Origin of the sequence: Yinghuangia aomiensis, assembly GCF_039542225.1 — a bacterium.
Classification (GTDB): Bacteria; Actinomycetota; Actinomycetes; order Streptomycetales; family Streptomycetaceae; genus Yinghuangia; species Yinghuangia aomiensis.
Genome location: NZ_BAABHS010000046.1, coordinates 11,496 through 27,599, shown reverse-complemented (window position 1 = coordinate 27,599; position 16,104 = coordinate 11,496). Strand labels below are relative to the sequence as shown.

Sequence of the window (16,104 nt, the reverse complement as noted above, 5' to 3'; positions counted from 1 at the left end):
GCTGCGCACGGTTCGGACTCCGGATTCTCTCGAAGCGATGCGGGATGCCTGGCGGAGCGGGGCCGGCGGCGTCATGCGGCGGCCGATTCGCGGGCGATACGGCGCTTCTGCCGGCGGCTGAGTTCGCCCGGCGCGCGGCCCGCGAGCAGCCGCGTGACCACGAACAGCGCCAGCACGAGGCCGACCAGCGCCAGCGCACCGCCGAACGCGAGCGAGTTCAGCCGGTCGCTCGGCGATTTGATGTTCCGCCAGATGAAGTAGACGAGCGATTCCTGCTCGCCCTCGAACGGGTTCCAGTTCATGCGCGAGCTGCCGCCCGCGACCAGCAGCACCGGCGACGTCTCGCCGACCGCCCGCGCGATGCCCAGGATCACCGCGGTGGCCAGACCGCTGCGCGCCGTCGGCAGCACGACATGCCACAAGGTGCGCAGTTCGCTCGCGCCCAGCGCCAGTGACGCCTCGCGCAGGCCGCCCGGCACCAGCCTCAGCACCACTTCGGTGGTCCGGGTCACGATCGGCAGCATCATGATGCCGAGCGCGAGCGACGCGGCGAATCCGCTGCGGCCCTGCCCCATGCCGATCAGCACCACCGCGTACACGAACAGGCCCGCCACGATCGACGGAAGGGCGCTCATCGCCTCGACGACGATCCGCACGACACCGGCCAGCCGGCCGCGCACCTCGTTGAGATAGACCGCGGTGGCGATGCCCAGCGGCACCGTCATCGCGGTGGCCAGCGCGACCTGTTCCAGCGTGCCGACGACCGCATGGGCCGCGCCGACCGCGACGTCCGGCCCGCTCAAGGCGCCGAAGTACTCCTGCGTCTCGGTGAAGAAGTCGGCGTCGATCGAGCCGTGGCCGCGCTTGACGATGTAGCCGACGACCGTTCCCACGGTGCCGAGCAGCATGGCGATGCCGGTGGCGACGACCGCGCCGGCGAGGCGGTCGCGTGCCTGGACGGCATCGGAGCGCAGGTGCGTCGCAAGCGTGTAGAGGACCAGGAACGCGACGTAGGCGGTGATGAGATAGCCCTGCCATCCGGCGACGGGCAGGATGCGGCCGTACAGCAGCCACGCCGCCGACGCCCCGGCGAGCAGCGAGGCCAGCGCGACCCCGGTCTCCTCGCGCGGTACGCGGCGCAGCGCGATCCGCGGACGCGCCGCCTCGTCCGCGTCGTCCGGGACCCCTGCCCCGGAGACGGCGGGCGGCGCGGCGGGCCGGCCGGCCGGGATCGGCGGCGGGGCGGCCCCCGGCAGCGCGCCGGAGGCGTGGCCGGCCGTGGTTCCTGTCGTCATCTCCGGGCTCTCCCAGTCCGGTCGGTGGTCCGGTCGTGCGGTGCCGGGCGCGCCCGGTCGGCGGCTCGCGGTCAGAGGTCAGAGGTCACAGGTCACAGGTCAGGGGTCAGAGGTCGGTGGCCGCGCCGCTGCGCGACTTGGCGATGACCCAGCCGGCCACGAGGTTGACGGTGAGGGTCATGGTGAACAGCGCGAGGCCGGCGGCCATCAGCGCGGACAGCGCGAACTCGTTCGCTTCGCCGAACTTGAGGATGATGAGCGTGGAGATCGTCGACCCGTGGCCGTCGAGCATGCGGATGGTGAACCCGGTGTCGAACGACAGCACGATCGCCACCGCGATGGTCTCGCCCAGCGCCCGCCCCAAGCCGAGCATGACGCCGCCGATGATCCCGCCCCGGCCGAACGGCAGCACGACCGCGCGGATCACCCCCCAGCGGGTGGCGCCCAGCGCGAGCGCGCCTTCCTTCTCGCCGGGCGGGGTCTGCGCGAAGACCTCGCGCATGACCGCGCAGCAGATCGGGATCACCATGCAGGACACCACGACCCCGGCGATGAACAGCGAGGACGCGAACTGGCCGTCCGCGTACCGGGTCGCGCCCTCCAGCTTGCGCACCTCGAACACCGGGACGAAGCCGAGGTTCTCGGCGAGCCAGCGGCTCACCGGGATGAGCTGGGGCTGGAGGAGGAAGAAGCCGAACAGGCCGTACACGATGCTCGGCACGGCCGCCATCAGGTCGACCAGGGACGTCAGGGTGCGGCGCAGCCGCGGCGGCGCGTACTCGGTGATGAACAACGCCCCGGTGAGCGCGATCGGCACCGCCACCACCAGGGCGACCACCGCCACCAGCACGGTCCCGACCAGCAGGCCCTTGACCCCGAACGTGCCGTGCGTCGGCGACCACGCGTCCTCGGTCAGGAACGACCAGCCGGCCTGGTGGATCGCGTCGTAGCCGCGGCGCGCCAGGTACAGGCCGATGGCGCCCAGCAGCGCGAGCACGGCGACCGCCGCCAGGCGCGTGGTCCAGCGGTACGCCGTGTCGACCCGGGTGCGGCGCACGGCGATGCGGCGGGGGGCGTCGAGCGGGACGTCCGGTGGGACGGCGGTCATGCGGGGGACCCTTCGGAAGCTGCAGCCCGGTTCGCGGGCGGGACGGGAGGACGGGGGAGGCCGGCGGTGTCGAGCCAACCAGCGGCCCGGTGCGCCTGGGACGACCGCGGCGGAAACAGCAGGTGACGGCGAACGAGCTTGCGGACGACCCGAGTTGGCTAGCCCCCCGGGACTGTGTGGGCGGGGCGGGCAGGGCGGAGCCCCGGCCCGCGGGTGCGCGGTCCGGGGCTCCGGTGGTGCTGCGTCAGGCGGTGAAGCCGTAGGTCGCCTTGACGGTGTTCTGCGTGGCGGCCCAGTTCAGGAAGTCGATCAGGTCCTGCGGGGCGCTCGCGGTCTTGTAGACGTTGTAGACGTCGCGGTTGCCGATGAAGCCGGCGGAACCCGCCGCCGCGCCGCCGATCGTGTCGAGCACGAAGCCGCCGCGGTCGTCCGTGACGAGCGTGACCGAGCTGTTCGCCTGCGCGGTCCACGCCGCCTTCGAGTACGGGAAGATCGCGCTGTTCTTGTCCGCCGCGGCGACCTGGTCGCCCTTGTTCTCCTGGATCACCTTCGGCGCCGTGGTGCAGTTGCCGTTGCTGAGCACGGTCGGGTCGAAGCCGAGGACCGTGTTGAAGAAGAAGTCGCGGGTGCCGGAACCGGCCTGCGGGACGTAGCGGACGATGGCCGCGTTCGCGCCGCTGACCGTGCTCCAGTTGGTGATGTTGCACTTGTAGATGTCGCGGAGCTGGGTGAGGGAAAGGTCGGCCGGCGCGGAGCCGCCGGACGCCGCGGACCACGTCACCGAGTCGCCGCCCAGCCGTACCGCGGTCAGCGCCAGTTCCGGGGAACCCGGGTTGGTCTTCAGGGCGCGGGACGAACGCGCGTAGTCGATGCAGCCGTTGGTGTCGTTGAGCAGCGCGCTGATGCCGGCGCTGGAGCCGTTCGGCGCCGGGTTCGCGGTCGTCCAGGTGACGCCCGGGCAGGTGCCCGCGGCCGGGATCGACCCCGAGGTGGCGCCGGCGTTGACGCTCGTCCAGGTGTTCGCCGGGTGAGTGAGCTTGTACTGGTTGGTGAGCGTCTTCATGACGTCCTGGGTGGTGTCCGAGCCGGCACCCGCGTAGTTGTCGGCGTGGGCGGCACCGGCGGAGACGGCGAGCAGCATCGCGGTGGCGGTGGCGGCCACGGCGGTCGCGAGCTTGCGGAACATGGCATCCCTCTCTGGAGCATCGGAGCACTCTGGAACATCGATGGCTTTGTCGCCGTAGCGACGGCAACCACCTTCGCCGGGCGTACGACGGCCTGGCGTGACCGCCGCGGAAACGGCACATGGCCCAGATGTCCGGGCCGCAAACGACGCGATACGGGCCGGACCGGCACTCGCGGACGCTCCCCGCAGCGCCGCCGAACTCCCCTGGACCAAGCGGACTTTCGCCCTTGGTCAACAGCAGGTGACGTGCTCGTGTGCGGGACGGAACCAGCCGATGAGCACACCCGCCAACCCCTGGACGCGCGTGCGGGCAACGAGTGAGGTGGGTGTGCACGCACGCCAGCAGCCCGATGCCGCGCAGTCCGCACCGGACCGCCGCACGAACGACCGGAGTCCCCGTGCAGCACCCGTCCCGCACCCGCCGCACGTTGGCGCCGGGCGTCCTGGCGGCGTTGATCGCCCTGGTCCTCGGGACGGCGGCATCCCTCGCCGCCCTCGCCAAAGGCGCAGCCGCGGATGCCCCGCAGGGACCGACCGTGACGGTCTCGCAGGCGACCGACCTCGTCGACCAGCGCATCAAGGTCACCTGGTCGGGGTTCGTCGACAACACCTACGCCCTCGACATCTTCCAGTGCCGCGGCACGCAGCCGAGCGGCCCCGCCGACTGCGACGGCGTCAACTACGCGGGAACCCCGCACGCCATCGTCGACAGCGCGGCGCTGTACGGCGTCACCGGATCCTCGGGATCGGCCTGGCTCGAGGTACGGCCGCGGTCCGAACGCCCGTCCCTCGGCTGCGACGACAGCACACCCTGCAACGTCACCGTCGTCGTCAAGCCGGCCATCGGCGCCACGAAGGAGAACTTCTCCGCGATGCCCCAGTCGGCCGCGGGCGCCGCCCGTGTGACCGACCTCGACTTCCAACTCGCGGCAAGCGCCGGGCAGATCGCGTCGACACCGATCCGCTTCGCGCCGGAAGGCGACACCTGTCCGAGCCGGACGCTGGCGCTGCGCGTGGCCGGGAACTCCGAGCACACCACCGCCGGACTGTCCTGGCTCGGCGCCCTGTGCCGCAGTACGCGGAACCCGATGACCATGGCGGTCTCGGCGAGCAGCGGCCCCGAGGGCCGGGCCGCTTTCCTGGCCGGCGCCGTCGACGCGGCGATCACCACGCAACCCCTCGGCGGCCCGCTCGACACGGCGGTCGGCAACCCCGACTCCGGGCCGGACCGCGGCCCCGGCGACGTCGTCTACGCGCCGCTGGAGAACTCCGCGATCGTGCTCGCCTTCAACATCGACGACGCCGACGGCCACGAGATCACCGGGCTCAGGCTCAGCCCGCGGCTGGTCGCGAAGATCCTCACCGACGCGTACCACGGCGACCGCGACAACGGCATCCCCGTGCCCCGCTTCGGCCTGCTCGGCGACCCCGAACTGCGGGCGCTCAACCCGGGGATCGCCTGGCCCGCCGGCGACGGACGCGCCCCGCTCATCCGCGGAGTCTCCGACGACACCATCTGGGAACTGACCCGCTGGCTCGCCGCCGACCCCGCGGCGAAGAAGTGGCTCGAAGGCGAGCCGGACGAGAACGGCGTGCTGTGCCCGCCCAACTGGCGCTTGGGCACCCTCGCCTATCCCTTCGCCCTGGTGATCAACCGCACCGCATCCGACGCCCCGTACTACCGCCCCATCAGCTCCTACTGGGAGCTGATCCGACGGGTCGCCAAGGCCAACCACCCGGCACGCATGGGCGAGGGACAGTTCGAGCGCGAGGTCGATCCGGACACGCTCGGCCGCCGCAACGTCATCGGCTTCATGGACTCCGAAGCGGCCGCCCGCCTCCAGCTCCCCACCGCGCAACTCCGCAACGCCTCGGGAGCGTTCGTCGCCCCCACGCCCGCGTCCATCACCGCGGGGCTCAAAGCCGCCAAGCCCGGGCCCGACGGCGTCACCCTGTCCAACGACTTCGCCGGCACCGACCCCGCCGCCTACCCGCTCACCAAGACCGACGTCGCGATCATCCCCACGAAGGGGCTCACCACCGCGGTCGCATCGAGCTTCGACACGTACCTCGCCTACGCCGCGGGCCCCGGCCAGAAGCCCGGCCCGCTCCTCGGCCAACTCCCCGGTGGCTACACACCGTTGACCGATGCACAGAAGCAACAAGTGGAAGCCGCCCGCACGGCGGTGCGCAAGGCCGCCGAAGCGCCGCCGACCAAGCCGCCGACCGGCGCCACCACCGGCGGCTCCGAGCACGTCGCCTCGGGCGGCGGATCCTCCTCCGACGGAGGCGCGGACGGCGGCGGAACCCCGCCGGGCACACCGGGCGGCAACCCGGCCACGAGCGCCGCGCCGTCCCCGGCCGCGCCACCCAGGACCGCGCCGGTCGCCTCCGCCAACGACAAGAAGTCCTCGGCCACGCTGCCCGCCGCCGTCGGCGAACGCCTCAAGGAAGCCCTGCACGGCGACCCGTCCGCGATCCTGCTCGTCGTCCTCATGGCGACCGCGATCGGCTCCGCCGGCGCCTCGCCGGTCCTCCTCGCGCTCGGCTGGCACCGCCGCACCGGTCGCTGGCCACCGCCCCTCCCCGCCCTGAACCGCGCCCTCTGCGTCCTCCTCCGCAGGCCCACCGGAGCAGCCCGATGACCACCGTGGACCCGCGTCCCGCATCCCTCCGCCCGCCACTCGACAAGGAGCCTCCGGGAAGCGCCGACCGCCCCGCCGGACCCGGCCGACCGTCCTGGGACGCCTTCACCATCGCCGGCGTCGCCTTCGGCCTCGTCGTGGTCCTGGTCGGCGGATTCGTCGGCTACCTCGCGACCGTCTCCGACCTCCAGCAGGCCCGCGCCCAGCGGGTCCTCTACCGCGAGATCAGCGAGACCCTGCACGACGACACCGGCCCCCTGGGCGGGAACATCAAGGAAGGCACCCCGGTCGCACTCCTCGAAATCCCCGACATCGACGTCAGACAAGTCGTCGTGGAAGGCACCACGGCCGCGCAACTCCGGGACGGACCAGGACACTTGCGCAACACCGCGCTGCCCGGGCAATACGGCAACTCCGTCCTCATGGGCAAAGCGTGGACGTACGGCGGCCCCTTCGGCCGCCTCGACCGCCTCAAGCGCGGCCAGAGCATCCGCGTCACCACCCAGCAAGGCGAGTTCACCTACGTCGTCCGCGACCACAAGAACGTCGGCAACGGCCACGACGACGTCATCGCCCCGGGCGGCGCCCACCAACTCACCCTCGTCACCGCCGACTCCCGGCTGCGACCCGGCGGGCGCACCGTCGTCGTCGCCGACCTGCAAGGCGCCTTCCAACTCGCCGAATCCGGGCGGACCACCAAGGTGCGTGCGGACGAACGCGGCACCGGCGGCGAAGCCGGGGCCGGCATGGCGCTGTTCCTGTGGGCGCAGGCCCTGCTCGTCGTCGTCGCCGCGACCACGTGGGCGCTGCGGCGCTACGACCGGCGGGTGACCCTGCTGCTCGGCGCCCCGGTGATTTTGGCCGTCGTGTGGGCGCTGTACGACACCGCCGCACGCATGCTGCCGGCGACCCTCTGACCTCCGACGGGAACCACGACCAGCCCGTCGGCCCCTGCCACGCACCCGAACGACTCCCCGTCCCCGGAGCGGAAGGCCCGTCCCGTGTCCACCGACACCACCGCCACCCTGCCCCTCGCCCCACCGCCCGGCCCACGCCCGGGCCGCGCCGGCTCCACCCTCGAAGCGCAGGCGGTCAGCGCCTGGTTCGGCACCCACAAGGTGCTCGAACGCGTCGGCCTCGCCATGGCGGCCAACACCGTGACCGCCCTCATCGGCCCCTCGGGCTGCGGCAAATCGACGTTCCTCCGCATCCTCAACCGCATGCACGAACTCGTCCCCGCCGCCCAGCTCGCCGGCCGCGTCCTGCTCGACGGGGACGACATCTACGACCCGGCGCGCCGACCCATCGACACCCGGCGACGGGTCGGCATGGTCTTCCAGAAGCCCAACCCGTTCCCGACGATGTCCATCTACGACAACGTCGTCTCCGGCCTCAAACTCACCGGACGGCGCGGCCTCGACAAGGACGCCGTCGTGCACTCGGCGCTCACCCGCGCCGGGCTCTGGCACGAAGTCCGCAACCGGCTGCGGCAGCCGGGCGGCGCGCTGTCCGGCGGCCAGCAGCAACGGCTGTGCATCGCCCGCTCACTGGCCGTCGACCCCGACGTGCTCCTCATGGACGAGCCGTGCTCCGCACTCGACCCGACGTCGACCCGGCGCATCGAGGACACCATCGCCGAACTGCGCGACGAGGTCACCATCGTCATCGTCACCCACAACATGCAGCAGGCCCAACGCGTCTCGGACCACTGCGCGTTCTTCCTCGCCGCCGAGGGCACCCCCGGCCACATCGTCGAATCCGGCCCCACCGACGAGGTCTTCACCGACCCGCGCGACCCCAGGACGGCCGACTATGTCGCCGGCCGGTTCGGGTGACCCGCAGGCCCCGGACACCGGAAGCGGCACCGATCGCACCGCGCGCTACGACGTCCACCTGGACGCCGAACGCCGCGTGCGGTGGCGCGTCGTCGCACCCAACGGGCGCGTCATCGCCCGCTCGGCCCGGGGCCATGCGACCGCGGCGGCCTGCCGCAGCGAACTCGACAACCTGCGTGCCCGCATCGGGCACTTACGCCCCCTGATGGGGCGCGCGGAGGGCGGTCGGGGCTGGTGCTGGAGCCTGGCGATCGACGGGGGAGGCGGAACCTTGGGGAACGGGGGACAGATCGTGGCGGTGTCGGCCCGGACGTACGAACGCTTGGAGAGCTGCCAGATCTCCTACGAGCGGTTCGTGCGGGCATTGCTGAACGGGCGGGTGGGGGAGGACTGGTGAGAGTGCCTCCGGCGTGCGGCGATTTCGGCTGCGCACGTCATATGACTACTCTACGCACATGGTTGACGACACTCTGATGAGCGATGCCGAGGCGGCGGCCCGCGCCCTGCTGGACCGCCGCATCGAACTGATCCGCGAACTCACCGCGGCGACCACCGAACTCGAACCCCTGCAGCGCGCCGCCGCACAAGGCGAACAACGCGTCCGCGACGCGTGGGCGGAGGCGCTGGCGGGCGGCTGGACGGCGGAGGAACTGCGGAGCCTGGGCGTACCGGAGCCGGACCGCAAGCCCACGGCGAAGAAGACGGCACCCAAGCCGCGCGGGAACGTGGCCGCGCCGGCCCCGGGTCCCGTTGCGACTCCTGCTCCGACTCCGGGTCCAGTCCCGGCCGCCGAGCCGACGGAGCCGTCCGCGGCCGGTGAGGGCGCGACCGGTGAGGCGAGTCCGGCGGGCTGACGACGCGCTCGTTCGCCGCGCCGGGGGTGCCGTCGGTCTCGTCTCCGGGCGCGGCAGCGTGGAAGACCCGCGCTTCGTCCCCACCCGCGCCGCCGGGACCCGGGGCGTCCGCGTCGGGCCCGGGGAATCGTCCTCGTCGGACGGCAGCTGCGTCCCTGACCGGACCGTCGGCGTCGGCACCGGCCCGCCGCCCGACTCGGCATTCCCCGCCTCGAACGGCGACGCGTCGTCCCGCAGCGCCACCGGCAGCAGCCCGATCAGGAACACCGGTGCCGCACCCAACACGAGGCTCCCGTAAGGCTTTTCCCGCCCCGATGCCCCTGACGTGCCCGGCATGCTACGGACCCGGGTGCCGGTGCGGAACCATCCCCCTCACCCCGGCGAGCCGTCCGCCGCAGCCAGGACGCGCCGCCAACTCCCGTACCGCGACACGTCTTCGGCATCGCGCACCGCACCTTCCACGGTGACGAACCCGGCGACCGACGTCCCGTCCGCAAGCGTCACCCGCCCCAGCCCCAACGGCGCCGGGATCCGCGACAGCAGCCAGCCCACGCCCTGCTCGGGCACGTCCCATACCTCGACCGCGATGCCCGCGGCCAGCCCGTCGCCGCCCGCGACCAGCCCCGGACGGGGAATCCCGGGGCCGGGCAGCCGGAACAGGCGGTACCCGGCGGCCGTCCGTGTACGGCGGTGCAGACGCGCCCCGAAGGACAGCAGCTGCCCGTTGAGCGGGAGTCCGCTCAGGTGCGCGCCCGCGACGGCGAGGAGGACCCGGCCGGGCGCCGGCGCCGGGTCCGCGCACGGTTCGCCGCACCAGCGCGCCGCCGCGTCGAGGAGCGGCTCGTCCGCGAACGCGGGCGCGACGAACTGGACGCCGAACGGCAGCCCGTCCGCCCGCGTGCCGGCGGGCACCGCGACCGCCGCCAGGTCCAGCAGGTTCACGAAGTTCGTGTACGTCCCGAGCCGCGCGTTGACCCCCACCGGATCCGCCGCCACCTCGGCGAGCGTCGGATGCCCCGGCGTGACCGGCAGCATCAGCGTGTCGACCTCCCACCACACCGGCTCGGTCGCGCGCCGCAGTTCCGCGAGCCGGTCCAGGCCCGCGAACACGTCGGCACCGTCGACGTCCCGCCCGGCCAGGGCGATCCGGCGCACCGTCGGGTCGAGGTGCGGCCCGTCCGGGGTCAGGAGCGCCCCGAAGGCGGCGAAACGCTCGGCGGGCCACGGTCCCGCGTACAGGAGCCGGGCCGCGGCCAGGAACGGTGTGATGTCGACCTCGACCACGGCGTCGAACACGGTCCGGGCCCGCGCCACCGCGGCCTGCCATGCCGCGTCGTGCCCGGGGTCCAGGTCGAGGGGTCCGGCCGGAACGGCGACGATGCGCAGGGATGCCGCGATGCCCGGCGGCGGCACCGCGGGCGCGGCCCGCGACCACGGGTCGCCCGGGTCGAACCCGGCCATCGCCCGCAGCGCGGTGCGTCCCTCGGCGACCGTGCGGGTGAAGGCCGTGACGCAGTCGAGGGAGCGGCAGGCCGGCAGGAGGCCGCGCGTGGACACCAGGCCGCGGGTCGGTTTGATCCCGACGATGCCGTTGAAGGCCGCCGGGACCCGTCCCGAGCCCGCCGTGTCGGTGCCCAGCGCCAGCGGCACGTCGCCGCGTGCCACGGCCACCGCGCTGCCCGAACTGCTGCCGCCGGAGACGCGGTCCGCGGCGAACACGCTGTGGCACGCGCCGTACGGGCTGCGCGTGCCGACCAGCCCCGTCGCGAACTGGTCCATGTTCGTCTTCCCGACCGGCACCGCCCCGGCCGCCGCCAGCCGCGCCACCGCCTCGGCGTCCGCCTCCGCCACCCGGTCGGCCAGCGCCGGGCATGCCGCCGTGGTCGGCAGCCCGGCCACGTCGAGGTTGTCCTTCACCGCGAAGCGGACCCCGGCGAGCGGGCCGTCGGCCGGAGCGGACCGCTCGCGGGCCCGCACCCGCTCCTCGGAGTACCGGTTGATCCAGACCGTCACCGGGCCGCCCACCTCTCGCGTTCCGCGGCGAACGCGGACTGCCGCCGTCTCGTGAACTCGTCCGCTTCGCGGCGTAGTTCCTCGGTGACCAGGGCGTTCGCGGCGGTCAGGTCCGCCCACGTCAACGAGGCCGCATGCGTTTCCAGGTCGGCCCGCCCCGCGGCGATGTCCGCCCGCAGCCGCAGCAGTTCGTCACCCGGCACCGGCCGGAACCGCAGCCGGTCGAAGAGCCGCAACTGCCACGGGAACTCGTCGCGGGGGCCGGTCAGCCGCCACACCGGGACGGTACGCCCGACCAGCTGGTACCCGCCGGGGCCCTCCATGCCGTACACGCACAGGTAGACCCCGCCGATACCGACCGCGTTCTCCGGCGTCCAGGTGCGCGCCGGGTCGTACTTCGTGGTCACCAGCCGGTGCCGCGGGTCGAGCGGCACCGCCACCGGCGCGCCCAGATACACGTCCCCGAGCCCCAGGACGAGATACGTCGCGGCGGACACGACGTCGAAGACCGCGTCGCGCGACGGCAGGTCGTTGACCCGCCGGATGAACTCCACGTTGTCGGGGCACCACGGCGCATCCGGACGCACGCCGCGCTGGTAGCGGGCCATCGCCTCGTGCGCCGCGGGATCGTCGAGCGAGATCGGCAGCACGACCTCGCGAACGGGGAGCTCGACACCGCGCGGGTCCGGGGACGACGCCCATGCGGCGCCGATCGCCTCGGCCAGGACCGCCGCGTCGAGCCGCGCGGTGTCGAACGCCAGCAGCAGCGAGCGCACACCCTCCACCATTTCGACCACGCCCGCCGGGCCGCCGACCCCGAAACCGCGCTCGGCCAACGCGCGTGCCAGCAGGTGGACCTGCAGGCGCACGGTCAGATCCAGGCAGGGCGGGCCGACTTCGACCAGGACATGGTGGTCGCCGGAATACCGCACCGTGAGCGCCGGTCGCACGCCGGACGCCGGAACCTCCACCAGCGCGTCCGGGCGCTCCGGCCCCGCACCCGATGCCGGCGCGTCCGATGCGTGCCGCCCGGCCGCCTCCGCCCGTGCGGCCGCGGCGCCGGGATCGGCGAGTTCCGCCGCGCGCGCCCGGTTCGCGCGCGCCGCCTCGGCCGGAGTCACCGGCACCAGGCGAACCCGGTCGTCCGGCCGCAGTTGCGCGAGCTTCCACCGGTCCGCGCGGATCACCGCCGCCGGCACCGCGAACCCGCCGAGGCTCGGCCCGTCCGGGCCCACGACGACGGGGGTGTTGCCGGACAGCATGATCCCGCCGACCGGATAGGCGCTGTCGTGGATGTTGCTGGGATGCAGCCCCGCCTCACCGCCGTCCGCACGCGCCCACGCAGGCGCCGGACCCACCAGTCGCACACCCGTGCGGTCGGCACGGTGGTCGACCCGCCATTCGGCGGCGAACAGTTCGGCGGGCCCACCGTCCGCCAGATGCACCGGCGCCCCGTGCGGACCCGGCACGACCCGTAGCTCCCACCGGTCGCCCAGTTCGGGCAGCACCGGCGTCACGTCGACCGGCGCCGCCAGGTTCTCCGCCGACCCGGCCGGCAGGGCGTCCCCGGCGGCGAGCGCCCGGCCCGCCAAACCGCCGAACTTGCCCAGCAGGAACGTCGTCCGGCTCCCCAGCACCGCGGGCACCGCGATGCCGCCGCCGACCGCCAGGTACTGCCGCATGCCCGGCCCGTCCGCCGCCCCCAGGTCCAGGACCTGCCCGGGCGCCACCACGGTCACCCGCCCCGGCACCACCGGCCGCCCGTCGAGCCGCGCATCCGCGACCGCCCCCGTCACGCACACCAGGACCCGGCGCTCGCACCGCAGCACCGGCCCGCGCACGACCGCCTCGATTCCGGCGGCCGACCGGGGATTCCCCACCGCCGCGTTCGCCAGCGCGAACGACCGGTCGTCGAACGCCCCCGACGGCGGGACGCCGACGCCCCACAGCCCGGTGCGTCCGTCGAGGTCGACGACCAACGACTGCAAACCGGGGGAGAGGACGGTGAACGCGGTCGCCGCTCCCGCACACAGGCCCTCGGCCGGCCTCGCCTGCGTCGCCGCGGTCACGACGACCACCCCGCGAGCCGCACCGGCGTCGGGTCATAGCCGTTGCACGGGTTGTTCAGCTGCGGGCAGTTGCTCACCAGCACCAGCACGTCGCGCTCGGCCCGCAGCTCCACGTACTTGCCCGGCGCCGAGACGCCGTCCTCGAACGACAGCCCGCCGTCCGGAGTGAGCGGCACGTTCATGAAGAAGTTGACGTTGTGCGTCAGATCCCGCTTCTCCAGGCCCCGCCCCCACGCCGTCGCCTGCCGCACGAACGTCGTGCGGCACGCGTGCTGGTGCCGGGTGTGCTCCCCGTACCGCACCACGTTGCTCTCCTGGGCGCACGCGCCGCCGAGCGTGTCGTGCCGCCCACACGTGTCCGCGACGACGACGGCCAGCGGATCGAGGTCGACCGACAGCAGCACCGAGCCCGTCGTCAGGTAGGCCGCGCCCTGCTCACGCACCGTGTCGACCGCGCTGTAGCGGTTCGCGTAGTCGTGCGCGTCGAAGAACAACGTGTCCACGGCCTGGTTGCCGCACAGGTCGACAATCCGCAGCCGGCCGCCGGCCGGGACCTCGCCGATCCACCCGTCGCCCGCACCGACCGTCACGTCGAACAACCGCCCGGCGTTCCCCATGCTCCCCGCGCTCATACGAACGTCCTCTCCGCCGCCGCCAACGCCCGCCCCGACTCCGCCCGGAACACCCGCGACGCGTCGTCCGGCCCCGGCGCCGCCACGGCCGACACCGACGCCTCCACCCGCGCCGGCGCCCACACCGGATTCGGGTCCAGCGGATGCGGCGCACTCGACAGCACCACCAGCACGTCCTGCTCGGTGCGCAGCTCGACCCAGTCCCCGGCCGCCGCATGACCCGGCGCGAAGACCAGCGAGCCCCGCTCGTCGCCCGCCGGCACGACCTTGCTGAAGAAATTCACCGTCGCGTGCAGATCGCGCTTCCCCAGGCCGTGCTTCGCCAGCTCGTCCGTCAGCCCCGACCGGGCACTGCGCCGCCACGCGTTGCGGTCCGCCGCGTAGTCCGACGGACCGAACCGCGCCGCGACCTGCCGGTCCGTGCTGTGCCCGGTCACCGCGTCGTGCCAGTCGAGCGAGGAACCGGTCACCGAGGCCAGCGCCCGCCCCATGTCCGACATCAGCACCATCGGGGCACGCACACACGCCGACATCTGCGCCTTCAAGGTGTCGGGGACATCGAGGCGTTCCAGCGGATCGGCGGCCGCGTACATCAGCACCGACACGTTCGCGCCGCCGTCCAGGCACGTCAGGCGCAGCGCCCGATGCCGGCGCAGCCGCACCGCCCACGCCGCACCCGCCGCGACCTCGTGCGTGAAGCCGGCACTCGTGGCGGACGCCGCCGCACCGGGTGCCGCCGTCACGACGCCACCGCCGCGACCCGGGCCTCCGCACCGGCCTCCGCACCGGCCGCAGTGTCCGGGCGCTCGCGGCGCACCCACGCATACGCCCCGGCACCCGCGACGAGCGCACCCGCCAGGAACAGGACGGCGAACCACGCCAAGTACCAGTGGCCGCCCGCCGGGTCGTACACCTCCGCCCGCGGCCAGGCGATATTGACCGTCATCAGCAGGCCGTACACCACCGCACCGATGTTCACCGCCACACCGAACCGGCCGAGCGAGAACCCCTCCCGCGCGGGCAGCAAGCCCCGCAGGCGCGCCCTCAGCATCGGCAGCGTGACCAGCAAGTACGCCAGGTACACCAGCACGATCGCGACCGACGTCAACGCCGTGAACAGCTCCGCGCGCCCCACGTTGACCACCAGCAGCGCCACCGCGCACAACCCGACCACCAGCGCGGGCAGCACCGGCGTCCCGGTCCGCGGCGACACCTTCGCCAGCCGCGCCGAACCCGGCAGCACGCCGTCCCGCGACATCGAGAACACCAGCCGCGTCGCCGCCGTCTGGATCGCCAGCGTGCAGACGAACATCGCCACCGCGACGTCGACCAGCAGCGCCTTGCCCAGCCCGGTGCCGAGCTGCGACGTCACCACGTACGGCAGTCCGCCCGCGGCCAGTTCACCGTCCGACACGCTCGGCGCCGCCATCAACGCACCCAGGAGAAGCAGCAACCCCGCCACGCCGGACACCGCCAGCGCCCGCACGATCGCCCGCGGCGCGGTACGCCGCGGGTTCTTCGTCTCCTCGGCCAACTCGCCCGCACTGTCGAAGCCGTACATCACATACGCCGCCATCAGCGCCGACACGAGGAACGCCCCGGCATACCCGCCGCCTCCGGCCCCGCCCGTCTGCGTCACCACCGACGGCCCGCGCTCGGCATGCCCGAACAGCAGCACCACCAGCAGCGCCACACCGACCAGTTCGCACGCCACACCCACGCTGTTGACCAGCGACATGGCCTTGACGCCCACCGCGGTGATCGTGGTCGTCACCACGATCAGCGCCGTGCCGAGCAGGACCGCGTTCGCCGCACCGTCCCCCGACGCCAGCGCCGTGTCCGTGCCCACGACCTGGAACCCCGACCACACCTGCGGCAGCACCACCTGCAACGCGATCGCCGCCGCGGCCACCGACACGACCTGCCCGATCAGCATCAGCCAGCCCGCGAACCACCCGGTCACACCGGTCGAAAGCCGCCGCGACCACTGGTACACGCACCCGGCGATCGGATAGCGCGCCGCCAATTCCGCGAAACACAACGCCACCAGCAGCTGCCCGGCGAACACCAGCGGCCACGTCCAGAAGAACGCCGGCCCGCCGAACCCGAACCCGAACGCGAACAACTGGAAAACCGTGGTCAGGATCGACACGAACGAGAACCCGGCCGCGAACGATGCGAACGAGCCCAGTTTCCGGTGCAATTGCTGTTCATAGCCGAACGACGCGAGATCCGCGGCATCGGCGCGGCCCGCCGGATCCGGTCCGGGCGGGGGCCCCGACGGGGCACTGAGCATGGTCATGGCGCGGTCCTTTCACGACGGAAAGCGGCAGCACGAACCCCGCGCACCGGCCCCGGGCGACACCGCCACGGGACCCGGGCGCCCTGGGCACCGGAGGAACGAAGAAGCGAACACGGCACGGGCAGCTCCCGGGACCGGGATCCGGACACACCGGATCGACCTGGC

The 16,104-nt window shown here is 73.4% G+C and carries 13 protein-coding genes; 5 read left to right on the top strand and 8 right to left on the bottom strand.

Annotated elements, in window-relative coordinates; all coding sequences use genetic code 11:
- Positions 1-71 precede the first annotated feature (71 nt).
- The 3 genes from pstA to ABEA93_RS37260 all read right to left on the bottom strand — a co-directional run bounded on the left by pstA (position 72) and on the right by ABEA93_RS37260 (position 3,589).
- The gene (pstA, locus tag ABEA93_RS37270) at positions 72-1,295 is read right to left on the bottom strand and encodes a phosphate ABC transporter permease PstA (RefSeq protein ID WP_345680395.1); all 1,224 of its coding nucleotides are present in this window, start codon (positions 1,293-1,295) and stop codon (positions 72-74) included.
- Positions 1,296-1,401: 106 nt separating this feature from the next.
- Complete coding sequence (pstC, locus tag ABEA93_RS37265) at positions 1,402-2,403, bottom strand: phosphate ABC transporter permease subunit PstC (protein ID WP_345680394.1); 1,002 nt, start codon at positions 2,401-2,403, stop codon at positions 1,402-1,404.
- Positions 2,404-2,647: 244 nt separating this feature from the next.
- The gene (locus tag ABEA93_RS37260; protein WP_345680393.1) at positions 2,648-3,589 is read right to left on the bottom strand and encodes a substrate-binding domain-containing protein; all 942 of its coding nucleotides are present in this window, start codon (positions 3,587-3,589) and stop codon (positions 2,648-2,650) included.
- 398 nt (positions 3,590-3,987) lie between these two features.
- Here ABEA93_RS37260 and ABEA93_RS37255 point away from each other — a divergent pair, with 398 nt between their 5' ends.
- From ABEA93_RS37255 to ABEA93_RS37235, 5 genes are all read left to right on the top strand, one after another.
- Entirely contained in the window at positions 3,988-6,234 is a 2,247-nt protein-coding gene (locus tag ABEA93_RS37255) for a hypothetical protein (protein ID WP_345680392.1), read from the top strand.
- Positions 6,231-7,151 carry a sortase gene (locus ABEA93_RS37250; RefSeq protein ID WP_345680391.1) on the top strand — a complete coding sequence of 307 codons (921 nt, stop codon included), beginning with the start codon at positions 6,231-6,233 and terminating at the stop codon, positions 7,149-7,151. The genes ABEA93_RS37255 and ABEA93_RS37250 overlap by 4 nt, the downstream gene beginning before the upstream one ends.
- A 108-nt stretch (positions 7,152-7,259) precedes the next feature.
- A complete protein-coding gene (locus ABEA93_RS37245) occupies positions 7,260-8,069 on the top strand; it encodes a phosphate ABC transporter ATP-binding protein (protein WP_425585243.1) in 810 nt (269 codons plus the stop codon).
- A complete protein-coding gene (locus ABEA93_RS37240) occupies positions 8,047-8,466 on the top strand; it encodes a YegP family protein (RefSeq protein WP_345680390.1) in 420 nt (139 codons plus the stop codon). The genes ABEA93_RS37245 and ABEA93_RS37240 overlap by 23 nt, the downstream gene beginning before the upstream one ends.
- A 58-nt stretch (positions 8,467-8,524) precedes the next feature.
- Positions 8,525-8,923 carry a hypothetical protein gene (locus ABEA93_RS37235; RefSeq protein WP_345680389.1) on the top strand — a complete coding sequence of 133 codons (399 nt, stop codon included), beginning with the start codon at positions 8,525-8,527 and terminating at the stop codon, positions 8,921-8,923.
- A gap of 372 nt (positions 8,924-9,295) precedes the next feature.
- Here ABEA93_RS37235 and atzF read toward each other — a convergent pair whose 3' ends face one another.
- From atzF to ABEA93_RS37210, 5 genes are read right to left on the bottom strand one after another with little or no spacing between them, the layout of a single operon-like run.
- On the bottom strand, positions 9,296-10,936 hold the full coding sequence (atzF, locus tag ABEA93_RS37230) for an allophanate hydrolase (RefSeq protein WP_345680388.1): 1,641 nt from the start codon (positions 10,934-10,936) through the stop codon (positions 9,296-9,298).
- Positions 10,933-13,005, bottom strand: coding sequence for a 5-oxoprolinase/urea amidolyase family protein (locus ABEA93_RS37225; protein WP_345680387.1), 2,073 nt, complete (start codon positions 13,003-13,005; stop codon positions 10,933-10,935). The genes atzF and ABEA93_RS37225 overlap by 4 nt, the downstream gene beginning before the upstream one ends.
- Positions 13,002-13,637, bottom strand: a complete 636-nt coding sequence (locus tag ABEA93_RS37220) for an urea amidolyase associated protein UAAP2 (RefSeq protein ID WP_345680386.1) — start codon at positions 13,635-13,637, stop codon at positions 13,002-13,004. The genes ABEA93_RS37225 and ABEA93_RS37220 overlap by 4 nt, the downstream gene beginning before the upstream one ends.
- Entirely contained in the window at positions 13,634-14,380 is a 747-nt protein-coding gene (locus tag ABEA93_RS37215) for an urea amidolyase associated protein UAAP1 (protein WP_345680385.1), read from the bottom strand. The genes ABEA93_RS37220 and ABEA93_RS37215 overlap by 4 nt, the downstream gene beginning before the upstream one ends.
- Positions 14,377-15,939 carry an amino acid permease gene (locus ABEA93_RS37210; RefSeq protein ID WP_345680384.1) on the bottom strand — a complete coding sequence of 521 codons (1,563 nt, stop codon included), beginning with the start codon at positions 15,937-15,939 and terminating at the stop codon, positions 14,377-14,379. Before ABEA93_RS37210 ends, ABEA93_RS37215 begins: the two co-directional genes overlap by 4 nt.
- Positions 15,940-16,104: the final 165 nt, after the last annotated feature.

Excerpts from the sequence above, each read along its gene's own strand:
- pstA (WP_345680395.1), bottom strand. The coding sequence starts at position 1,295 with ATGACGACAGGAACCACGGCCGGCCACGCCTCCGGCGCGCTGCCGGGG.
- pstC (WP_345680394.1), bottom strand. The coding sequence starts at position 2,403 with ATGACCGCCGTCCCACCGGACGTCCCGCTCGACGCCCCCCGCCGCATC.
- ABEA93_RS37260 (WP_345680393.1), bottom strand. The coding sequence starts at position 3,589 with ATGTTCCGCAAGCTCGCGACCGCCGTGGCCGCCACCGCCACCGCGATG.
- ABEA93_RS37250 (WP_345680391.1), top strand. The coding sequence starts at position 6,231 with ATGACCACCGTGGACCCGCGTCCCGCATCCCTCCGCCCGCCACTCGAC.
- ABEA93_RS37240 (WP_345680390.1), top strand. The coding sequence starts at position 8,047 with ATGTCGCCGGCCGGTTCGGGTGACCCGCAGGCCCCGGACACCGGAAGC.
- ABEA93_RS37235 (WP_345680389.1), top strand. The coding sequence starts at position 8,525 with ATGGTTGACGACACTCTGATGAGCGATGCCGAGGCGGCGGCCCGCGCC.
- ABEA93_RS37220 (WP_345680386.1), bottom strand. The coding sequence starts at position 13,637 with ATGAGCGCGGGGAGCATGGGGAACGCCGGGCGGTTGTTCGACGTGACG.
- ABEA93_RS37210 (WP_345680384.1), bottom strand. The coding sequence starts at position 15,939 with ATGACCATGCTCAGTGCCCCGTCGGGGCCCCCGCCCGGACCGGATCCG.